Origin of the sequence: Peptoniphilus indolicus ATCC 29427, from assembly GCF_000227315.1 — a bacterium.
GTDB lineage: Bacteria > Bacillota > Clostridia > Tissierellales > Peptoniphilaceae > Peptoniphilus > Peptoniphilus indolicus.
In genome coordinates, this window is record NZ_JH165063.1 from 156,791 (window position 1) to 179,148 (window position 22,358).

At 32.3% G+C, this 22,358-nt stretch carries 23 protein-coding genes; 18 read left to right on the plus strand and 5 right to left on the minus strand.

Translation table 11 applies throughout. The features are described from left to right. Nucleotides 1-213: 213 nt before the first annotated feature. The 3 genes from HMPREF9129_RS07400 to HMPREF9129_RS07410 form a co-directional block, all read right to left on the minus strand. Nucleotides 214-762: a hypothetical protein gene (locus HMPREF9129_RS07400; protein ID WP_004822098.1), complete on the minus strand. Its 549-nt coding sequence runs from the start codon at nucleotides 760-762 to the stop codon at nucleotides 214-216. Nucleotides 763-815: 53 nt separating this feature from the next. Further along, nucleotides 816-1,784 carry a zinc ribbon domain-containing protein gene (locus tag HMPREF9129_RS07405; protein ID WP_040552810.1) on the minus strand — a complete coding sequence of 323 codons (969 nt, stop codon included), beginning with the start codon at nucleotides 1,782-1,784 and terminating at the stop codon, nucleotides 816-818. Between the two features lie 100 nt (nucleotides 1,785-1,884). Next, nucleotides 1,885-2,187, minus strand: coding sequence for a hypothetical protein (locus tag HMPREF9129_RS07410; RefSeq protein WP_004822102.1), 303 nt, complete (start codon nucleotides 2,185-2,187; stop codon nucleotides 1,885-1,887). Between the two features lie 151 nt (nucleotides 2,188-2,338). Between HMPREF9129_RS07410 and dnaX the strand changes: the two genes are divergently transcribed. From dnaX to HMPREF9129_RS07455, 10 genes are all read left to right on the plus strand, one after another. Continuing rightward, on the plus strand, nucleotides 2,339-3,976 hold the full coding sequence (dnaX, locus tag HMPREF9129_RS07415; protein WP_004822103.1) for a DNA polymerase III subunit gamma/tau: 1,638 nt from the start codon (nucleotides 2,339-2,341) through the stop codon (nucleotides 3,974-3,976). 25 nt (nucleotides 3,977-4,001) lie between these two features. Beyond that, on the plus strand, nucleotides 4,002-4,340 hold the full coding sequence (locus tag HMPREF9129_RS07420) for a YbaB/EbfC family nucleoid-associated protein (protein WP_004822105.1): 339 nt from the start codon (nucleotides 4,002-4,004) through the stop codon (nucleotides 4,338-4,340). Between the two features lie 2 nt (nucleotides 4,341-4,342). Next, entirely contained in the window at nucleotides 4,343-4,954 is a 612-nt protein-coding gene (recR, locus tag HMPREF9129_RS07425) for a recombination mediator RecR (protein ID WP_004822106.1), read from the plus strand. Nucleotides 4,955-5,098: 144 nt separating this feature from the next. Further along, a complete protein-coding gene (gene ftsH, locus HMPREF9129_RS07430; RefSeq protein WP_004822108.1) occupies nucleotides 5,099-6,976 on the plus strand; it encodes an ATP-dependent zinc metalloprotease FtsH in 1,878 nt (625 codons plus the stop codon). Nucleotides 6,977-7,171: 195 nt separating this feature from the next. Then, nucleotides 7,172-7,438, plus strand: a complete 267-nt coding sequence (locus HMPREF9129_RS10715; protein ID WP_004822110.1) for a DeoR family transcriptional regulator — start codon at nucleotides 7,172-7,174, stop codon at nucleotides 7,436-7,438. A gap of 11 nt (nucleotides 7,439-7,449) precedes the next feature. After that, entirely contained in the window at nucleotides 7,450-7,938 is a 489-nt protein-coding gene (locus HMPREF9129_RS07435) for a DeoR/GlpR family DNA-binding transcription regulator (RefSeq protein WP_004822112.1), read from the plus strand. Between the two features lie 7 nt (nucleotides 7,939-7,945). Then, nucleotides 7,946-9,223 (plus strand): four-carbon acid sugar kinase family protein, encoded by a 1,278-nt coding sequence (locus tag HMPREF9129_RS07440; RefSeq protein WP_004822114.1) that lies wholly within the window; start codon nucleotides 7,946-7,948, stop codon nucleotides 9,221-9,223. Between the two features lie 11 nt (nucleotides 9,224-9,234). Next, entirely contained in the window at nucleotides 9,235-10,239 is a 1,005-nt protein-coding gene (gene pdxA / locus HMPREF9129_RS07445) for a 4-hydroxythreonine-4-phosphate dehydrogenase PdxA (protein ID WP_004822115.1), read from the plus strand. Beyond that, on the plus strand, nucleotides 10,239-11,618 hold the full coding sequence (locus tag HMPREF9129_RS07450; RefSeq protein WP_004822118.1) for a GntP family permease: 1,380 nt from the start codon (nucleotides 10,239-10,241) through the stop codon (nucleotides 11,616-11,618). Before pdxA ends, HMPREF9129_RS07450 begins: the two co-directional genes overlap by 1 nt. 283 nt (nucleotides 11,619-11,901) lie before the next feature. Beyond that, complete coding sequence (locus HMPREF9129_RS07455) at nucleotides 11,902-12,240, plus strand: hypothetical protein (RefSeq protein WP_040552813.1); 339 nt, start codon at nucleotides 11,902-11,904, stop codon at nucleotides 12,238-12,240. Between the two features lie 126 nt (nucleotides 12,241-12,366). Here HMPREF9129_RS07455 and HMPREF9129_RS07460 read toward each other — a convergent pair whose 3' ends face one another. Both HMPREF9129_RS07460 and HMPREF9129_RS07465 read right to left on the minus strand, forming a co-directional pair. Beyond that, nucleotides 12,367-14,055: a vWA domain-containing protein gene (locus HMPREF9129_RS07460; protein ID WP_004822121.1), complete on the minus strand. Its 1,689-nt coding sequence runs from the start codon at nucleotides 14,053-14,055 to the stop codon at nucleotides 12,367-12,369. After that, nucleotides 14,048-14,965, minus strand: coding sequence for an AAA family ATPase (locus tag HMPREF9129_RS07465; RefSeq protein WP_004822123.1), 918 nt, complete (start codon nucleotides 14,963-14,965; stop codon nucleotides 14,048-14,050). The genes HMPREF9129_RS07460 and HMPREF9129_RS07465 overlap by 8 nt, the downstream gene beginning before the upstream one ends. Nucleotides 14,966-15,137: 172 nt before the next feature. Between HMPREF9129_RS07465 and HMPREF9129_RS07470 the strand changes: the two genes are divergently transcribed. From HMPREF9129_RS07470 to HMPREF9129_RS07505, 8 genes are all read left to right on the plus strand, one after another. After that, a complete protein-coding gene (locus HMPREF9129_RS07470; RefSeq protein WP_004822125.1) occupies nucleotides 15,138-15,803 on the plus strand; it encodes an S-layer homology domain-containing protein in 666 nt (221 codons plus the stop codon). Between the two features lie 141 nt (nucleotides 15,804-15,944). Further along, entirely contained in the window at nucleotides 15,945-16,514 is a 570-nt protein-coding gene (locus tag HMPREF9129_RS07475; protein WP_004822127.1) for an RNA polymerase sigma factor, read from the plus strand. Further along, a complete protein-coding gene (locus tag HMPREF9129_RS07480; RefSeq protein WP_004822129.1) occupies nucleotides 16,507-17,298 on the plus strand; it encodes a hypothetical protein in 792 nt (263 codons plus the stop codon). Before HMPREF9129_RS07475 ends, HMPREF9129_RS07480 begins: the two co-directional genes overlap by 8 nt. 438 nt (nucleotides 17,299-17,736) lie before the next feature. After that, nucleotides 17,737-18,159: a flavodoxin gene (locus tag HMPREF9129_RS07485; protein ID WP_004822131.1), complete on the plus strand. Its 423-nt coding sequence runs from the start codon at nucleotides 17,737-17,739 to the stop codon at nucleotides 18,157-18,159. After that, entirely contained in the window at nucleotides 18,125-18,760 is a 636-nt protein-coding gene (locus HMPREF9129_RS07490) for a DUF3793 family protein (protein WP_169311340.1), read from the plus strand. The genes HMPREF9129_RS07485 and HMPREF9129_RS07490 overlap by 35 nt, the downstream gene beginning before the upstream one ends. A 472-nt stretch (nucleotides 18,761-19,232) precedes the next feature. After that, a complete protein-coding gene (locus HMPREF9129_RS10720) occupies nucleotides 19,233-21,578 on the plus strand; it encodes an S-layer homology domain-containing protein (protein WP_004822134.1) in 2,346 nt (781 codons plus the stop codon). 152 nt (nucleotides 21,579-21,730) lie between these two features. Next, nucleotides 21,731-21,949 (plus strand): DUF1659 domain-containing protein, encoded by a 219-nt coding sequence (locus HMPREF9129_RS07500; RefSeq protein ID WP_004822137.1) that lies wholly within the window; start codon nucleotides 21,731-21,733, stop codon nucleotides 21,947-21,949. Nucleotides 21,950-21,970: 21 nt separating this feature from the next. Continuing rightward, nucleotides 21,971-22,192 carry a DUF2922 domain-containing protein gene (locus HMPREF9129_RS07505; RefSeq protein ID WP_004822138.1) on the plus strand — a complete coding sequence of 74 codons (222 nt, stop codon included), beginning with the start codon at nucleotides 21,971-21,973 and terminating at the stop codon, nucleotides 22,190-22,192. The last annotated feature ends 166 nt before the right edge of the window (nucleotides 22,193-22,358 follow it).

Below are 22,358 nucleotides of genomic sequence, written 5' to 3' on the forward strand. Positions count from 1 at the left end.
TGTGTAATTTAAAGTTAATACTACACTATAAAAATTAGTATAGAAGATTTACAATTAAATAATATATTAGATTGATTGGCATAGACAGTAAAAATTACCATTAGAGAATAAAATATAAGTTTTCATAAAAATAATAGTTTGACAGGTATGTATAGTATGATTATTAAAAATATAAGCACAAAAAAACCAAATCGAATTTCGACTTGGTCAATTTTATACTAATATGTCAGTAAACATAAATATAATTTTTCCGATGAACTCAGATATTATGAATAGTATCATGTACCAACCTATAAAATCTATCTTATTAGTTTCTTTTAGTTGGTTGTGAAATTGAGAAACCGATAGACAAGTTGCAAACAAAACCAAAACTATTGTTGCAACTGGAAATGCCGTAAAGGCTGATAGAGTTTTAAAATAAAATATTCCATACCAAGGAGAGAAGATAAACATAACGAGCATAATTATTTCAGAAAGAAAATAATTTATAAGTGCAAAATGTTTAATCTCGCTATAACTCGAATCAATCCAAGCTTTTTCTGTAGCTAAATTTAGTGGGATGTAGAATTGAGCTAACTTGATTAGAATTTTAATCACTAGTGAAAAAACAATAATAAGAGAAAAGTTATTCCATTTCACAACACTTATTACAACAGGTATGATAGATAGTAAGATTGCAAATATTAAAAGTTGCTTTTCATTGAGTTTAGTTGCAATAGTGTGTATACTTCTAAGTTTTTGAAATACTAAATTAGTCTTCATAGTTTCCGAGATATCTTCTAATGTATGATGATCTTTAGAAATATTTGCCTTGCTTAGTTTAAATGGGTTATCTTTTTTTCTTTATTTAAGTTTTCTTTAGGTTTATCTTTATTTGTAAATTTATTTTTAAACTTGTCTATAAATTTTTCTTTAGTTACAGATTTTTCTGAACTTTTTTCAAGTTTCTTTTCTTTGACAGGCTCAGTTTCTTTTTTTACAGTTTGCTTTTTATCAGATGATTTGGTTTTACTATCTTTTTTTGTTTTTTCGTCAGCTTTATCTTTTTTATTTGACGGTTCATTTTTTACATCAGATTTAGATTTTTCCAACTCTGCATTAACAAGCTCTGTAAAACTTTTATAATCATAAGAAGATATCTTTTTATCAAACTCTTTATTTGTAGTATCTTTTTTATTTGTCTTTGACAATTCCTCTTCGATAACATTTATAGGAGGTATGTCCATTGTATTTTCAAATGTTTTAACCTCCGGTTTAGTGAGTTCAACTTTATCTAAATTTTCAGTGTCATCTTTTAGAGAAGAGAATATAGAAAATTGGTCATCATCTTCATTTATAAAGTCCCTAAATTTTTCTCGAAAGCTTTTTTTATTAGGAGTAGATTTAGGTGTTGATTTTGTCGTTTTTTGAGTTTTTAGTGGTTCTTCTTTAGTTGAAGCGTCTAAATTTTCTTTTTTGAAATTAAGTTCATTGGTCAAGCTAAGATCTTTAACTTCTTTTTTATTTTCTTTAGAAGGTTTTTCAGAACCTTTTAGAATAGAAGATTGTTTTTGATAGTCAGATATATTTTTAGATATTTTTTCATCTACTGCCTTAATAATATCTTTTAATTCACTTGTAGAATCTATACCGGACAAATTTGTCAGAGGCTTAAAAGTTCTTGTTTCTTGCTCTGAAGTATTATTTTCGATAATTTGTATTTTCACATTCTTTAAACTAGTTCCGCAATTAGAGCAGTAGTTATCAGAAGATTGAACTTTATTTCCACAGTTAGGACAAAACATTAAATCACCTTCTTTTTTAATTTATTATAGCATATTAGTAAAAAAAATTGCATTTAAAAAGGAAAGCCCGAATTGAGCCTTCCTAACTTTTGAAAGTTTCTTATTTTGCTTCAGTTTTAGCTTCGTCAGCTGCTTCTTCAGCAGAGTTAGCTGCTGCTTCAGCTTCAGTAGCTGCTTCTTCAGCCTTGTTAGCTTCTTCAGTTGCTTTGTTAGCTTCAGCTTCTTCAGTTTTAGCTTCGTTAGCTGCTTTGTTAGCTTCTTGAGCTGCTGCATTAGCTTCAGCTGCTGCTGCGTTTGCAGAATTAGCTGCTTCTTCAGCTGGTTTTTTAGCTCCACAAGCTACTACACCTAACATCATAACTCCTACAGTTGCTATACTTAACATTTTTCTAAGATTTGTCATTTTTAAATACCTCCTAATTTGTATGCTAAGATAATAAGCTATTTATGTGAAAATTAGGTGTTAGTTAAGTTAAATTTCTATAATAATAAATAATTAATTATTTAAAAATAAGATTTAAAACATTATGCTATAATTTAAATAGGAGGACTAAATGTATCAAGCACTTTATAGAAAATATCGTTCAAAAACATTTGAAGAGATAGTTGGACAGAACCATGTCACGACAGCTCTTAAAAATCAAATTATAAATAATGAATTTTCTCACGCATACCTTTTTTCAGGAACAAGGGGAACTGGAAAGACTTCTTGTGCAAAAATCCTATCAAGAGCAGTCAACTGTGAACATCCGGTAGATGGAAATCCATGCAACGAATGTGAATCTTGTAGGTCAATTCTTGAAGATAGAGTTATGGATGTTGTCGAGATGGATGCAGCATCTAATAATGGTGTAGATGACATAAGAGAATTAAAAGATAAAGTTGTCTATCCACCACAAAATTTAAAATACAAAGTATATATAATAGATGAAGTTCATATGTTGTCAAAAGGTGCATTCAATGCTCTATTAAAAATATTAGAAGAGCCACCAAGACATTTGATATTTATTTTGGCGACAACTGAACCTGAAAAAATTCCCACAACAATTTTGTCAAGGCTTCAAAGATATAATTTTAAGAGGATAAGTGAAGATGAAATATCTTCAAATTTAGAGAGAATTTCAAAAATAGAAAATAGAGAAGTTGAACCGGAGGTATTTGAGTTAATAGCAAATAGCTCAGATGGGGCAATGAGAGATAGTCTTTCGCTTTTAGACCAGTTGTTTTCTTTTTCAGATGAAAAATTAACATACGAAAGAGCGATTGATATATTGGGTATTGTTTCGAATAAATTTTTATTCAATTTATCGGATGCTATAATAGAAAGAAATCTTGCACAATCACTGGCTGAAATGGATGAACTGTATAAAGCGGGAAAAGATATAACAATTTTGATAAGTGATTTGATAACCCACTTTAGAAATGTTATGGTTATAGGTGCAACTAATTCTGAAACTTTAGTGCACACCAGCCAATTTGAAGAATATAAAAATCAAGCTGAAAAAGCAGGAGCAAGTAGAATAATAGAGATAATCAAGATATTAAACAACACTCTTTCTAATATTAAATATTCAATGGACAAGCGTGTAATGATTGAGATGTGTCTTGTTGAATTGTGCACCCAAGTTACAGATGTAGAGTTGAGGTTGAAAGAATTAGAAGATAAATTAAACTCTATAAGTATTGGCAATTTGGATTTAAATAAATTCAAAGACAATAGATTTCAGTCCAATGAGTCTAAAGTAGTTGAAAGAGCAAAAGAAAAGCCTGTTGATAGGGCAGTGGCAAATAAGGTTGAAAAAGATGAGCATGAACAAGTTTCAAATGACACTATAAAAACCACTAAAAAAGGTGAAGTTTCTTTATCAACTCAACAGCTAAAATCAGAATGGAATCAAGTGATTTCAAATTTAAAAAATAGAAACAAAATGTCAACGGCGGTATTGTTAGATAAAGTACGTGATATGGAAGTTCTAAATGGAACAGTGGTACTATATTTCGATGTAGTAGATGAAATGTTTTATAAGATGAGTTCGAGAGATGAAAATAAAACCGCACTTATAGTTCTATTAAAAGAGACCTATGGAGATTCAATTGAACTGAAATTGGAAATAAAAGATTTAAAAAATAGAGAACAAAGTATAGAAAAATTGAAAAAACTTGTCGGCGAAGAAAATATTGATATAATTTAACTATAAGAAAATTTAGGAGGATAACATGGCAAGAGGATTTGGTGGATTTCCGGGCGGCGGAAATATGAATAATATGATGAAACAAATGCAAAAGATTCAAAAACAAATGGAGACTTTGCAAGAAGATTTAAAAAATCAAGAAGTTGAAGCTTCATCAGGCGGTGGGGCAGTAAGAGCAACTGTTAATGGGAACAAAGAACTTATAAGTGTTAAGATAGATCCTGAAGTTGTGGATCCGGAAGATGTTGAGATGCTTGAAGATTTAATTGTAGCAGCTATTGGTGAAGCAATGAGAACAGCCGATGATAAAGTTAATTCTGAAATGGGTAAAATAACAGGCGGTCTTAATATTCCGGGGCTATAATAATGGCAAAACGTGCAAAGTCTATTGAACAGTTAATATCTCAACTAAATAAATTGCCGGGCATAGGAAGTAAGACAGCTCAAAGATTGGCATATCATGTAATAGACATGAAGGACGAAGAGGTAAGAGAACTTTCAAATGCCCTGCTTGAAGCAAAACAAAACATACACAAATGTGAGAAATGTCAAAACTTCACAGATGAAGAGGTTTGTGATATTTGCAAAGATAACACAAGAGATATGAGCACAATATGCGTTGTGGAATACCCTAAAGATGTTGAGGCTTTAGAACGTAGCAATTGTTATCATGGATTATATCATGTACTACATGGGACAATTTCTCCATCAAGAGCAATTCATGCAGATGAACTAAGCATAGGCAGTTTGATAAAGAGACTTGAAACAGAAGATATAAAAGAGATAATTGTTGCGACAAATCCAACAACTGAAGGAGATACAACGGCCCTTTATATTTCAAGGTTGATTGAACCGCTTGGGATTAAAGTTTCAAGAATAGGATACGGTCTTCCCGTTGGCGGAGATTTGGAATACTATGATGAAATTACAATCTCAACTGCACTTGAAAACAGAAGAACTTTAAATAGAAATTTGTAAATTTTAAATTATATAAAAGTCAGAAATATTGAAAATTTCTGACTTTTATATATTAATTTTTTATTTTCAAAATAAAGGTTAAATTTGGTCAGAAAAATGGGTATAATGTTATCACTGCAAATATTTTAGTTGGGGAGTGAATAAATGGCAGATAATAAAGATATGAAAAATAAAGATAAAGATAAATTTAACAACTTAAAAAATCCTAGGAATATCTACTATATTTTGGCAATAATTGCGATACTTTTAGTTCCTTTTATGAATAGGTTTTTACAAGAGAAAAAGCCTGAAGTCAAAGAAGTATCTTATGACCAATTTGTAAGTATGATAGTAAGTGGAAAAGTTAAGGAAGTTAGTGTAAAAGATAGAAACTATACTTTTGAAGTTTCAGATTCAAAATCTGATAAAACTATAGAATATAAGACAAATAGAGTTGAAGGACATCAAGGTATAGTGGATTTGATGCTTGAAAATAATGTAAAAGTGAATAGAGAGTTTACTAAAGAAGTTCCTGCTCCGGTGGCGATGTTTTTATCATTCCTATATACTTTCGGAATGATGGTACTTCTTTATATAATACTATTTAAATTTGTACTGAAAAAATTCGGTGGAGAAGGTGGAATAGGCCCAATGCGTTTTGGAAAGAGCAATGCAAAAATCTATGTTGAGTCAACAGACGGCATTACTTTTGAAAATGTAGCCGGGCAAGATGAAGCCAAAGAAGCTTTGACAGAAATAGTTGATTTTCTACATCAACCTAAAAAATATACTTCAATAGGTGCTAAGTTGCCTAAGGGAGCTTTGTTAGTAGGCCCTCCGGGGACTGGTAAGACACTTCTTGCAAAGGCAGTTGCCGGAGAGGCAAAAGTGCCGTTCTTTTCAATTTCAGGTTCTGAATTTGTAGAGATGTTTGTTGGACTTGGAGCTGCCAAGGTCAGAGATTTATTTAAACAAGCTCATGAAAAAGCACCTTGTATAATCTTTATAGACGAGATTGATACAATAGGTAAAAAGCGTGATGGAGCAGGTTTTGGTGGAAATGATGAAAGAGAACAAACTTTAAATCAGTTACTTTCGGAAATGGACGGGTTTGAAGGTAATGATGGAGTTGTAATATTAGCAGCTACAAACAGACCGGAGTCATTAGATCCGGCGTTGTTAAGACCGGGTAGATTTGATAGACGTGTACCTGTGGAACTTCCGGATTTAGCCGGAAGAGAAGCAATACTAAAAGTACATGCAAAATCAATAAAAAAAGAAGCTGACATAGATTTCAATCAAGTTGCAAGATCTACTGCAGGAGCAAGTGGAGCCGATTTGGCCAATATGGTAAATGAAGCGGCATTAAGGGCAGTTAGAGAGGGCAGAAGTCTTATGAGCCAACGAGATATAGAAGAGTCCGTTGAAGTTGTCTTGGCCGGATACGAGAGAAAGAATGCAGTAATTTCTCCAAAAGAAAAAGAGATAATTGCATACCATGAAGTTGGACACGCACTTGTTGCGGCAAAACAGAACGGTTCAGCACCGGTTCATAAAATTACAATCGTTCCTCGTACATCAGGAGCTCTTGGATATACTATGCAAGTTGATGAAGAAGAAAAATTCTTGATGAGCAGTAAAGATTTATTCAGTCAAATAGTAACTTTGACAGGTGGAAGAAGTGCTGAAGAATTGATTTTTAATTTGAAGACATCAGGAGCTTCAAATGACATAGAAAAAGCTACTAAAATAGCAAAGACTATGATAACCAGGTTCGGTATGAGTGATGAATTTGGTTTTGTGGCAATGGAAGCTATGACAAATCAATATTTAGGGGGAGATTCCTCACTGACAGTTTCACCTAAAAAACAAGCTGAAATAGATGATGCAGTATTTAAAATAGTAGAAAAAGCTCATCTTGAAGCTGTAAATATATTAAAAGACAATATGGAAGCCCTTCATGAAATTGCAAGGTACTTGTTAAAAGAAGAAACTATAACAGGGGAACAGTTTATGGATATATTGAAAAATTTGACAACATAGATGCTCCTACTGATGCGATAGAAAATAATTAAAATTAAAAATAAAATAGATAGTGTGTCAAAAAATAGTATTTTTGATGTACTATCTATTTTTTTTATGCTGATTAATGAAAAAAAATAACAAATTTAACAAAATATAACAACTTTTATTGACAATGCTTTTTTATCTGATTAAAATCTAAATTAGGTGAAGACTATGAATAAAGAAATCAGAACTAAAGAAATTTATAGACAACTTAAGAATTCTGAATTTATAACTATTGAAAAATTAGCTGAAAAATTCAATGTCTCTGAGATGACAATAAGAAGAGATCTATTGGAACTGGAGCAAAAAGGTCTTGCAGTAAGAGGAATAGGCGGGGCTTATCCAAGCAGAGCATTAGATGTAGAAGTTTCTATAGATGAAAAGAAAGTGAAAAATATTAACAAAAAAGAAAAATTGCAGAAGAGGCAATTAATCTGATTAAAGAAGATATGACAGTTTTCTTGGACTCGGGTAGTACTTGTTATGAATTGTCTAAAAAAATCAAGCTAAGAGATTTTAGTCATCTAAATGTGATAACTCAAGACTTATCCATTATTAACTATTTAAAAGAAACATCAGGAATAAATTTAATAGTTTTAGGAGGATTATTGAGTAACGAAACCAATAGTATGAATGGGATACTAACTCAACTATGTCTTGAAAGACTTTCTGCAGATATAGCTTTTTTAGGTGCGTCAAGCATATCGAATGATTTAAAAATTTTCACTCCATCTGAGAATAAGATTTTATCAAAAATTGAAATGGTGAAGAATTCAAAAAAATCTATTTTGATTGCAGATAGTGGGAAGATAAATAATTCAAATTTGTACTATGTTCACGATGTAAAAGATTTCGATTTATTTATAACTGACCAAGGTTTAAGTAGTGAATTTGAAAAAAGATTAATAGAATCTGAAATAAAATATATGAAAGTTTAGGTGCTATATGGCAAAAGTTGTAATGGTAGCAGATGATTTAACAGGGGCAAATGCAAATTGCTCCCTAATGAAAAAGATAGGGCTGACGGCATGCAGTCTTTTAAATTCTTTTAATGAAATTCCAAGTGATATGGATGTTGTTGCATACACTACTAATTCAAGGGCTATTGAACCTGAAGAAGCCTATAAAAGAGTTAGAGAAGGCTTAAAAAAATTAAAAGATGACGAAGTTATTTTATATTCTAAGAGAATAGACTCAACTTTGAGGGGAAATCTTGGAAGTGAATTGAGAGCATTTTTAGATGAACTTGAAGACTATATCGGAATTTGTGTTCCGGCATATCCAGACAGTGGGAGAATTGTAGTAAATGGAACTATGATTGTAAATGGTTCTCTACTTATGAATACAGATGCTGGGAAGGATTCAAAAACACCGGTATTTTCAAACGATGCAGAAACTTTGTTATCGAAGAATTTAGAAAATCAAGTCAAATCTATATATTTAGAAGACGTAGAAAAAGGTGTAGATTATATAGCTGAATTGATAAAAAGCGAAAAGAAAAAAGGCACTAAATTGATTATTTTTGATGGAGTATCTAATAGACATTTAGAAGAAATATCAAAAGCCGTAGTTGTTTCCAAAGAAAAATCTTTTGCAGTAGACGCAGGACCATTTACTAAAGTTTTAACACAGAAGATATTAGAAAATGAAGGCAAAGACAATAAAGTATTGATGGTTGTAGGCTCTGTAACAGATATAACTATAAAGCAAATTAATGAAACAATATTTGACCACAATGTAAAAGTAGTAGAAGTTGACCCGTTAAAATTTGTAGAGGAAACTGATTTAGAAACTTATATGACAGAGTTAGTTAGAGAGTCAGATACTCAGTTATTTGAAACAGAAGTTTTGATGATAACAACCACACCTTATAGAGACGGTCAAAGTAGATTAGATTTAAAAGAAATTTCAAAAAGATTAAACATATCAATAGATGATATATCAATTAAAATTTCAAACGGGCTTGCAAAACTGGCGAGCAAAATTTTGAAATTAGAGCATAATTTTTCGGGCGTATTTTGCACTGGAGGAGATATTACTGTTGCCCTTTCAGAAGAATCAGGCGCAATAGGAATTGAAATAAGAGAAGAAGTTTTACCTTTGGTTGCGTACGGAAGAATTATGGGCGGGTATTTTCCGCAACTTAGAATAATTTCTAAAGGAGGTATGGTAGGAGATAAATTTGCAATGAGTAAGTGCATTAATAAGTTAAAAAATATTTGAGGAGGAAATAAATGAAAAAGCCAATTATAGCAATACCACTTGGAGACCCTGCAGGTATAGGACCTGAAATCACAATGCACACATGGGCAAGTGATGAAGTTCAGGAAATATCAAAATTGATATTAGTAGGAGACGAGTTTGTAGTAAAAAAAGCATTAGACGTAACAGGATTAGATTTAAAGATTAATATAATTAGAGAAGTATCAGAAGCTCTTTTTGAAAAAGGAACAATAGACCTTATCGACTTAGGAATAGTTAAAGAAGACTATGAATTTGGAAAAGTGAATGCACTTTGTGGGGAAGCTTCTTATCAATATGTGAAAAAAGCCGGAGAACTTGCAATGGCTGGAGAGGTTGATGCAGTTGCTACAACACCAATCAACAAAGAATCTCTAAGAGCAGCAAAAGTTCCATATATAGGACATACAGAGATGTTTGAAGATATTTCCGGAGTAAAAGACCCTCTTACAATGTTCGAAGTTGAAAATTTGAGAGTATTTTTCCTTTCAAGACACTTAAGCCTTAAAGATGCAATAGACACAATAAAATACGATAGAGTTTTAGACTATATAAAGAGATGTACAGAAGCTATGCACAGGCTGGGAGTTAAAGGAACTATGGCGGTTGCAGGGCTTAATCCTCACTCAGGAGAACATGGATTGTTTGGTTGGGAAGAAGTGAATGAAATAGAACCGGCTGTTAAGAAAGCTAAAGAAGAAGGCTACGATGTTGCAGGACCTGTGCCGGCAGACTCTGTGTTCCACCAAGCACTTCACGGAAGTTACGCAGCTGTTTTGAGTTTGTATCATGACCAAGGACACGTTGCAACTAAGACATATAATTTTGAAAAGACAATCTCACTTACAAATTCTATGCCATTTTTAAGAACAAGTGTAGACCATGGAACAGCTTATCCAATAGCCGGAACTAATACGGCAAGTTCTGTAAGTATGATAGAAGCTGTAAAAGTAGCGGCAAAATATGCAAACCAATTTAAAAGTGGAGGAGTTAAATAATGGGAGAATTGATGCTTTCGCCTGAGAGAATGATTATAGCCATGGTAATAGGCATAATATTCTTGGTATTTATGATTTTAAAAACTAAAGTTCACACTTTCTTAGCGTTAATTATAGCGAGTTTACTAATAGGAGCTATAGGAGGATTTCCCGCACCTAATCTAATAAAGGCGATAACCGATGGATTTGGAGGAACTCTTGGAAGTATAGGAGTAATAATAGGTCTTGGAGTTATGATGGGAGAAATTTTTGAGTTTAGTGGTGCAGCTAAAAAGATGGCATACACATTCTTAAAAGTATTGGGTAAAGACAAAGAAGAAATAGCTCTTACGATAACAGGATTTTTAGTTTCAATTCCAATATTTTGTGATTCAGGCTTTGTAATCTTAGCGCCACTTGCAAAAGCACTTTCTCGTCAAAGTAAGAAATCTATGGTTGGACTTGGAGTAGCTCTTGCATCTGGACTTGTAATAACTCACTCATTAATTCCGCCAACACCCGGTCCTATAGGAGCGGCCGGTATATTTGGAGCCAATATAGGCTCACTTATATTATGGGGGATATTAATAGCTATACCTATGTCAGCAGCTTGTTTAGTATATGCAAAATACATTGGTAAAAAGATTTATCAAATTCCTACAGAAGATGGAGAAGGTTGGACAAGAGAGAGAAGCAAAGCTGTGGCTGATGAAATTTTAGCTGACTTTGATGAAAACTTACTAAGCGCATTTTCTTCATTCTTGCCAATATTAGTTCCAATAGTGTTGATACTATTACAAAATGTAACGGCATTAGTTGGAGTTGAAAATGAAACTTTAAAATGGATAATAAACTTTACAGGAGCGCCTATAGTTGCCGTTGCGGTTGGAGTTCTCTTAGCATTGTTCTTACTTGCTAAAGACGCACCAAGAGATGAAGTTGCCAAGATGATGGAAAAAGGTTTAGCATCCGCCGGAATAATAATATTTGTAACAGGCGGTGGTGGAGCTTTAGGTTCTGTACTTAGAACAAGCGGAGTTGGAGAATATATAGCAAAAGGCATTGCCACAACAGCAATTCCGCCATTATTCTTACCATTTATAATAGCTACAATGATGAGACTTATCCAAGGTTCGGGAACAGTTGCAATGCTTACAGCAGCCTCAATCACTGCCCCTATTATGACATCCTTAGGAGTTAATCCTACATTTGCCACACTTTCAGCATGTATAGGTTCATTATTCTTCAGCCAATTCAGTGATTCATTCTTCTGGGTTGTAAATAGAACTATGGGAATAAGCGACGCTAAAGAGCAAATTAGAATTTGGTCTATCCCAACAACAATAGCTTGGGCTATAGGATTTGTAGTTCTTTTGATAATAAATGGATTTTTCGGATAAATAGAAATAATTTAAAATTGGATGGCATTTCTTTTAGAAGTGCCATTTTTTATATGTAATTATTAGGTTAGCATGATTATTGACAAAAGTAAAAAATATATTAAGTTAAATAAAATATTTAGACATATTTAGAGATACGTATGAAATATTATTTTAATTTATATAGGCATAATAACAGGGGTACATTTTTGAGGATTAATTAATGTAGAATCAATTAATTAATGTACAAAATAAAAGGGATATAGTTTAAATTTATTAAGATAGATTGGTAATAGGAGTACAAATGAAGATTAGAAGAAAAATAAGTGTAGTCTACTTTTTATTTTTTATATTTTGTATATATGTCTTGGTAAGGTATCATGGTCTTGAAGTGTGGCCAAAATGGCAACAACTGACAAGAGAAAGAGTCATATACCTTATGAATACAGACGTGCAATGGTCAAAAGAGCCAATAACTCATATAGGTTATTTAGTGGGAATGGCAATGTGTCTATTTCATCTAACTATTGAGTTATTAGAAAAGAACTATACAAAAAAGGTAAAGAACTATATAAAAGTAAAAATATTTGATAAATTTAGCAATATGGATAGTTGCAATCAGCTTAATCTTTGTGATAAGTAAGCTAACATTTTACAAGGTATATATGGATTTGATTATTCCGCTTGCCTATTCTCTAGGTGGTTTTATCTTCATAAACAGCAAGGAAGCGAATGAGTAAGAAAAAGTCGTCTTATCACTAAGGCGACTTTAATTTATTTTATTTGCAATTGCTTTAAAGAATATTCCGACAATTGAGTGAAATCTTTTTAAATCAGTGATGTATGCAAAGTCACTGCCGAATATTTTTTTCTCTGTTTCTAAATCTTCTTCAAGACCTGTAAATACACCTAACACATTTATCCCCATAAGCCTTGCTTTCATTACTGAATTGTAAGTGTCAAACGTTGCAATTTCATCAACATAATTTTCAACACCAAGGTCTGCCATGCCAATTAAACCGAGGTCCGTTTCGTCATTCGGCTTACCATCTGAAAGAATAATCAAAAATTTTCTATCGTGTGGATTTTTTTCTATCAAGTTAGTAATCAATTTTATAGCCAATCCGTCACGATTGCTACCGGAGCCTTGGAATTTAAAAATTTCTGAGTTCTTGAGCTTTGAGTCGTGATAGTCTCTGTAAGTCTTTATAATCATTCTGTCAAAAAAGTTGTTAAATGAAATAACCCTTGTATCTATATTTAAAGAAGTAAGCGCTTCTGCGATTATAAAGGCCTCAATTGCAACTTCGCTCTGCCTAACAGTTTGAGAAGCGGAAGAATCTAATAGGATATCTACTGAAATATCTCCAAGGTCATCTGAATAGTTTCTTTTGAAAACTTTTTGATTGTTAGAATATAAACTCTTCCAAATTTCGCTTGCAACTAACTCTCCCATTGTACTTCTAATGTTGTACTGTTCAGAATTTTTTAAAATTGAGTTTTTCAACACTTCTTTTAAATTTATTGTGGCTCTTTTAAAGTGCAACTCATCTGCACGATATTTTTCTAAATTTTTAGTATGAACTTCATCAGCTTGAGCTTTAAAGAAAGAATCTTTCATAGTGTATTCGCCATTGGTAAAATGCAACTTTACATTTTCATGTATTCCGGTGCAAATTTCACTCTCAAGCTTTTTTATTTCGTTTGGTCTTCCAATAGATTTGCCATATCTTCTCTCTACTATAGCCGAGTAATCCTTAGCCCCTGACTTTATATTTGACTTGTCTATAACTTCTTTCAAATCTTCATAAATCGATTGAGTGAACTCGGCAGACTCTATATTGAATTTTTCAAGGTCAGAAATTTCAACTTCTTTCACATTTACAACCATAGGATTTATTATCTGTTTAGATTTAACTTTTTCTATAAATTTTTCAACCTTATCAGTTGTTGGCATTGTGTCATAAACATGAAAATACTTTTGATATAGATTTTTTAAAAAATTTAAGAGCTCATAAGTGCCTAGAGAATGAAAATTTTCTATTTCATTTAACATTTCTTCAAGACTTCCGTTTACAATTCTTGGTTTGTTCAAAAAACTCGAATAGTAAGCTCGCTCCAATTCTTCACTTATAGAAGTTGGCTCTAAAAATTCATATTTGTGTTTTAAACTTTTTAAAAACTCTTCAAAAAAGTCAACCGTTCCCGGGCGAAATTCAAAAAGTTTTTCTCTTGTTGCGTTTTCAATGGCAAGTGCCATAATCATCTTTAAATCTTTATAGTTGGTTTTGGAATTTATGTGAAAACTCAAAAACTTTTCGATTGCAAATTTATTGTAGAGTTTATGTGAAATTCCAAGTAAGGCAAGTTTGTAAGGAGTTTCAGATAAAAAGGAATTTGTGTTTACATCTGAGTAATCTTCTGAAATTGTCCATACAATATTTTTATTCCTACTCATTAAATAATTCCTCAGATTTTAAGTCTTTTCTAATCAAAGTTTTTAAAACATCTCCAACTATTTCACTTTCATAAGAATCGAAAGATTTATGACTTATGCCCATTTCGATTGCACTTTTTATATCAAGTCCCATTTCCATTAGCTTTATAGCTCCGAGTAGACCACGCAAGTCGATAGGCTTTGAAGAAATTTCAGAATTTAAACTTTTTAATTCAATATCCAAGAAAAATCTTGTAAACAATTCAATGTATTTTTCAGTAAGTTTAGTTTTATCTCTTAAAATAGATTTTAAGTTTTCTTCTGAAATAGTCGGCATTTCAATTACCATAAATCTGGATACAAGCGCCTCGTTTAAATCTCTCGTCCCAATATATCCGTGGTTCATAGTTGCAATAAATCTTGTCGCCTCGTGCAATTTAAGTCTGCCGTATCCCGACACATCTATAATTCTTCTGTAGTCAAGAGCGGAATGCACAACAGAAAGCGCCTCGTTCTTAGCCATATTTATTTCGTCAAACACTCCAAAGCCTCCGAACTCTCCACATTCATACACAGGACCTTTTTTTAAAATAACATTGTTATCTCTAAAAGTATCAGTTCCTATAAGGGAAGCTGAGTCTGTGTTTACATTCAAAGAAATAGTCCAAAGAGGTCTGCTAAAAAGTGTAGCTAAATTTTCAGATAGCACATTTTTACCGGTTGCCTTAGGACCTGTTAAAAGTATGTGATTGCCGGAAAGTATTCCGGCTATTGCCTTTTCCCAAACTTCCTTTCCATAAAATTTAAAATTGACTTCAGGAACTCTGTACTTCAAATCTTTATCCAATTTATAATAAGCTCTAAATTTATTTACTTCGTTTAGTAAATTTTCATCTACATTTTGAGATTTTAAAAATTCTAATAATTCCATTTTTCCTCCTGCTAATTTGAATATCTAAATTAGATTTTACAATAATTATACCCATAAAATGTAAATATTTCAGAATTATTACAAACCTCAGATTATCTGTAACACAAATTTAAAGTAATAAATTATATAATGATGTTACAATTAATTTGTAAATAAGATTAGGGTGATGAGAATGAAAAGAAGTGTTAAGTTTTTGTTTACATTACTTTCTCTTATGATTTTGTTCAATTCTTCCACGGCATATGCAAAGGTATTTAAGGACACAAAGAATCATTGGGCTAAAGTTTATATTGACGATATGAGTGATAGAGGCTTTATGACAGGTTATGCCCAGGATACATTTAAACCGGACGATATGATGAGTAGAGCAGAGTTTTATTCCATAATAAATTCCATGGCAGGGTTGGAAAAAACTTATGCAGTTACATTTTCTGATGTATCTACATCAGATTGGTACTACCAAGATATTGCAAAGGCAATTAAGGCCGGTTATTTGACCCCGACAACTGGAGCTTTGAATCCAAACAAACCTATTTCTAGACAAGAAGTAATGGGAATAATCGGTTATATATACAAAGTAAAACCGGATTCTGCTGCAGCATCTAAGTTTGCAGACTCAGCTTCTATTAGAAATGAAAACAAAGGCTACGTTGGAGCACTTGTGAAAGTTGGAGTTGTAAATGGCGGAGCAGGAGGTATGCTCTATCCAAATAATCCAATGAGTAGAGCAGAAGTTGCAAAGGTACTCTTTACTATGGTGGATAAATATGAACTACCTTCAGAGAGAGTAGTTGTGGATAGTAAAATCAAGTTTGGGGACAGAAATTTATATAATTAAGAGCTTGGAAACAGGCTCTTTTTTATATGCAATTAAACATCAAATCTAAAAATAATTTATAATATTTTTAAATAAAATGAACCTTTTAATCATAATACATATCTTATATATAGATGCATCAAAAAAGGAAGGAGACTGAGCATGGATGATATCCAAATGGTCGAAGCTATAAAGGCCGGCGACAAAGAAGCTTTTGACCAATTATATGGAAAGTACCATTTAATGTTATATAGAACAGCATATTTGATTTTAGGAAATTCTTATGATGCAGAAGATGTACTACAGGATACATTTGTATCGGCTTATAAAAATATGTCTGCTTTAAAAGACCATACTAAATTGAAGACGTGGCTGTATGCCATTTTAAAAAATAGAGCCTATAAAAAATACAATAAAAATCAAAGAGAATTTCCGGAACAAGATATCTTAGAAAAAATTGAAGTCAAGGGAACTGAAAATAGCCAAGAAGATAAAATTGCATTGGAAGATGAGATTCAAATTTGTCTTATGAATCTAAAACCAAAACTTAGGGAAGTCATAGTGCTATATTATTACAATGATTTCACAATTGCAGAAATTGCTCAGATTTGCGGGAGTTTTCAAGGAACTGTCAAGTCAAGGCTGTATAAGGCTAGAAAAGATTTGAAAAGAGAATTGGAAAAGCTAAATTCAGAAGTTGTATTGCCGAAAAGGGAGGAAGCAAATGATTGATAAAGAAAAATTTGAAGATGAATTGAAAAAACAAATTAATTCTTCTGTTGATAAAGTATTTCCTTCCGACTTTGTAAAAAATAAGATTGATTTACAAATAAGAGACTTGGAACGAGAAAGAGGAGGATTTATGATGAAGAGAATGAAGAAATTAAAATTAGCAGCAGCTTTAGTGATTTGTATTTTAATAGGAGGAGGAGTTTATGCAATAGGTACTATAACAGGCACAATAAGCTCTTCAACTTCTTATTACAACTATACAAAATATGAAGATATTAAAAAAGCTGAAAAGAAAGCAGGATTTGAAGCAGTTGTCCCCGAAACTATAGGAGACTTTAAGTTTGATGGAATTAGAATAGAAGATCTTGCCAATGTTGATGAAAATGGTAGTCAAATGAATAAGAGGAAAGCCATCGATGTAACATATAAAAATGAAGGTGGAGAACTTTTAGAAGTGAATATAGACAAGGTACCATTTAACGTTCCAAAAATAGATACTCTAGAACACACTGAAGTTAAAGAAATAGACGGGCATAAATTCTATTTCACAAGACTTGAGAGCTTATTTTTAGCAAGTGAAAAAGAAATGACCACGGAAGAAAAAGAACGCTCTAAAAACGACCCTTTCTTTAACGTTGGAATTGGTGGAGAGGGTACAAAAAGAGAAACCTCTATTTCACATCACCTACTTTTCGAGGAAGATGGAATACTATATAGTTTTATGACAAGTGAAAATATAAGCGCAGATACTTTATTTGAAATGGGAAGTGAGTTTTTTAAATAGAATTATATTATGAACGGATTGCAGTGCAGTCCGTTTTTTGTTTTAATAACAAAAATATAAAGATATCAATACATAACTCAATAGGGTTCGCGAGAACGCAATAACGTGAAGTCTATCCGAAAGCATTAATAAAAGACTCATGGAATAAAAAGATTATATTAACTGATGTTAAGTGTATAAAATATAAAAATATAAATTAAAAAATAAATTATTTTTAAAAAATAAATAGTAAATAGCCTTAGATATCAGTAAATTCAAGGCTTAAAGAGAATAAAAAAATAAATGATAAAATTTATCAAAAAGTATTGACAAACAATAACGAGGAACGTATAATAATACTTGTAAATGATAAACACTATCAAAAACTTCTTAAAACAGTTGTTCATACAAACCCTTAGTTAGTTTAAAAAAGTTTTTCGATAGAGAAAGGAGCTAGAAATGGTAAATATCATTTATTGGAGTGGCACTGGTAACACTGAACAGATGGCTCACTACATAGAAGATGGCGTGAAAGCAGCTGGTGAAGAGTGTAAAGTAATTGAAGTATCAAATGCTACAGTTGATGATGTAAAAAATGTTGATAAAGTTGCATTTGGTTGCCCGGCAATGGGAGCTGAAGAACTTGAAGAAGGATATATGCGTCCTTTCATGGACAGTGTAAATGAATTGCTTTCCACTAAAAAAGTTGCGATTTTCGGATCTTATGAATGGGCAGATGGACAGTGGATTAGAGACTGGCAAGAGGAGCTTGAAGGTTTTGGCGTGAAATTAGTAGATGAACCTCTAGCAGTTTATGATCAACCTAAAGAAGATGACAAAGAGGATTGTGAAGCTCTTGGTAAACTTCTTGCCAACGCATAAATTAAAAGCGGACTTCAGCAAGTATTTCTTTAAAATTAAAGAATTAGACGATTATAATTATGTACTTGCTCTTTTAAAATTCTATACAGCACCTACTGTTTACGGTAGAAAGGTCGGCACACTCATTAACTTAAAATCTTCCGGTAGAGATTTAAAAAGTTGTTGGATAAAACATAACACCGCCTTTGAAAGACTCCTCAAATTAGATTCCATAATATTAAGGTGTAGTGAAGATTCGGTACTTGTCTATTTGTACCATCCGCAAAGATTAAAAAATAGAATCAAGGACGTGAAAATTAAAGAATTTCTTTCTGAATATGGCTATGCGTATGAATGCGACATGCGTGAATCTTTAAATATATTAAAGCAACATTTCAACGGTCCGAGTTGTCCTTGTGAAGTGGGCATATTCCTGGGATATCCTTTAAAAGATGTAATAGCTTTTAAAGAAAAACGATGTGACTGTAAATGCGTGGGGTATTGGAAATGTTACTCTAATGTTTGGAACGCCAAGTTTAAATTCTTTATATATGATCTATTAAAGTGGATTGTCACAAGACAAGAATTAAATAACTTTAAAAGAGCGTACGACATGACTTAATTCCTACAAAAAAATAACTTAATTCCTACAAAAGAAGAAGAGATGGAGAAATCTGTCTCTTCTTTTCGTTGTGTGATTACACGCTGAAATATCAAAAATTAATGAAACAACAGTAGGGGCGGCACGTGATTACAAGAAAGACAAAGAATTAAAATAAAACAAAAAAATAAAAAAACATAAATGACAAAACAATATAGGCCCGCCCGTAAAACAAACAATTTCAAAAACCGTAGGGGCGGCACGTGATTACAAAAATGTTTCATCAAGTTACAAAAATGTAACACAACTGTAATTTTACATTTAAACGTAATAGTGTATAATAATAACAACGAGGAACAATGACAACTAAATATTAATCCATGTGACTAATGTTTAACTTGTCACCTCTGAAAAGACTGTTCGTTCAAGCAGTCTAGCAAAAGTTTAAGACTTTTGTAGGTCTACAAAAATTTTAAGGAGGTCGAAAGACAAGATGAACAAGAAATTATTATCTCTAGTACTAACACTAGTAATGGTACTAGGCGCATTCACATCTGTTTTCGCTGCCGAAACTAAAACAACTGAAAAAGTTGAAAAAATCACAGGTAAGGATAACAAAATCCAATACGTTGTTGATAAAAAATTAGTTGAAGGTTACGAAGATGGAAGTCTAGGACTAGACAAAAACATTACAAGAGCTGAAATCACTAAGCTTTTAGCTATTGCAAACGGAAACAAAGATCTAGCAGCTAAATTACAAGGTGCTATGAAACTTTACAGCGATGTTGATAACTCACATTGGGCAAACGGCGTTATCACTGTAGGTACAACAGTTCCTTCAGCAACTAACGGACAACCAATGCTACAAGGTTACCCAGATGGATCATTCAAACCGGAAAACAACGTAACATATGCAGAACTTGCAAAAATGTTAGTAGTTCTAGTTAAAACTGATCTAACAGCTGATATGGTTAAAGAAGCTAACGCTAAATGGGCTGGTCTATGGTTAACATGGGCACAACAATTAGGAATTCTTGATGATGTAACTGTTGCTGATTCAAACGCAGCTGCTAACAGAGGCGACGCATTCACAATGGTATACAACGCTCTTTACAAGATGAAGAACTTCAGAAGAACTGCAGCTAACGAAAAACTTGGCGTACTTTCTTCTTTAAACAGAGACAAATTAGTTCTTAACCAAGATGCTAAAGAACAAGAATACACTATCACTACTGATACAGTATTTGTAAATACTGCAGCACTTGATAGATCAAATGTAGTAAAAGTTTATAACTTAAGTAATCCAAACTACTACCTAGGATCTTTAGTTAGAGTAATCACTAATGATAAAAAAGAAGTAACTCACATCCTTGAACTTGGTAACCCAAGAGAATTAGCTCTTGAAGAATCAAGATGGAACGGAGTAGCTGAAAAAGTTGCTGAAACAGGATATACTGATGTAGCAAGCCTTAAAGATACAAGAGTTGAAAATGGTTATGTAAACATTAAACTTGACAAAGATGGTTTAAAAGCTAAAACTATCGAATTTGTTAGAGGAGTTGCAGGAGATAACGTAACATTAGATTTAACTAACGATACAAAATTCTTCGTAGCTAACCCAGCTAATAACATTATGAGACAAGTTAAAGATGTTAACGAAGCTATCAGCCTAATTGGTTACAGACACTTAGATAGAGTTCCTAACGTTTATGCAGGATATGATGTAAACGGACACAAAGCAGTAGTTGATGCTTTCAACCAAAGAGATGCAAGAACTGCTAAAGTTGTAGTATTCAACGTTGTAGCTAAATCAGCTAAAGCTGAAATGTTCAGAGTAGTTAACCAAGCAAGTTCTTTAGGAAATACAACTCTTGAAGATACTGATGGAAAATTAGTTGAAAGAAACTTCTTAAATAACACAAAAGCATTCCCATATAACTATGGTGATCTATATGATGTTATAAAAGTTCAATACAACGATAGACTTACTACTGTAATTGACCATAGCAAAACTAATGATTTCCCAATCGTAGAAGTTAGAGGATTTGCTAATGACAAGAGAATAATTAATATTGTTGATAAATATGGCGATATGTCTTCATTAGACGTAAGAGATGCTGATATCTTCAATGCAAAACAATACAAAGACTTAAGAGTTGGAGATAAACTTCAATTTGCAAGAAAAGATAACAAAGTTACAACTGAGATAGAAGTACTTTCAATTCTTCCGGCAAACACAGCTCTTGAAGGAGCTATTAAGGGTATGTTCACTACTATTAGTGATAGAACTCACGTAGGTAAAGTTGTAATCACTAGAAACTTCTCACCAAATGAATCTATTGTTGTAATGAATGAAGCTCGTGATAACTTTAATGCAGATGCTAAAGATAACACAAGAACTTATTTAGTTGCTACTTCTGATTTAGATAAATTAGCTAAATTAGCAAAAACTGATGTAAAAGTTGAATATGAAGTAAGATTTACTGATGACAGAAATGTTGATGGTAGAATTTATAATTTCATAACTGATTTAGAAAAAGCAGTTAAGGATTTAGAAGCAGATAAAGTAGCTAAAGAATTAAAAGAAGCAAAAGCTGAACTTCAAACAGTTATAGACAAAGCTGAAAAAGTTAAAAGCGGTGTTGAAAAAGCAGCTAATGAAGATGCAGTAAAAGCTGGAACTAAATGGGCTCCAGAAGAAGCTTTCACTAAATTAGATGAAGCTATAGCAAAAGCTAAAGAAGCTTTAGCTAAAGAAAAAGCAGAAGAAGTTAAAGCTGGTGTAAAACCATTACAAGAAGCTATTGATGCTTTTGAAATAGCAGTTAAAACAAAATAAGTTTAGCTTAAAATAAAAATCCGAGAGAAATCTCGGGTTTTTTTATGTTCATTTTTATAAAAACACAAGTTCAAAAAGTTTTTAAAAATTTAAAAAATGAATAGTAACTTTTGCACCTTATTTCTATATATATAGTACAAGGAGGTGATAACATGGCAAAGGAAACAGTAAAGAGCGCAAAGTTAAAACTTGAGTTCAAAGCTACCTTAGGAGAAGATGGCAAGGAAAAAATCAAGTCTAAGATACTGCCAAGGCTGAATAAAGACGCCGAAATTGACGCAGTTAAAAACGTAGCGACTAAATTAGGAAATCTTTTAAAAACGCCGGTAGAAAAAATCTACAAAATCACAGAGTCGGAAATTACAGAATAGTACTAACGAAAGGAGAAAATTATGGTTAAGAAAACTTTAGAACTTGTCTTTAAAGACACAGGAGGAAAAACTTTAAACATGAGTTTCAAAGACCCGAAAGAAAGCATCGAAAAAACTGAACTAACAGAGTTGGAAACAACAATCAGAGATGCGAAAGTGTTTGTTGGCCCTGAAGGCGACATTGTCGGCTTTGGTAAGGCATACACCAAAGAAGTCATAGAAAAAGACCTTTTACAAGGTTGATTTCTTTATTTACATATGGTTGGTAATATGATTTTGTCTTTATAAGACACAAATATTACCAATAACCGTAGGGGCGGCACGTGATTGCAAGAAAAATAAAGAATTAAAAAATGAACAGACAAATAAAAAACATAAATAATAAAACAACAAAGGCCCGCCCTCAAAC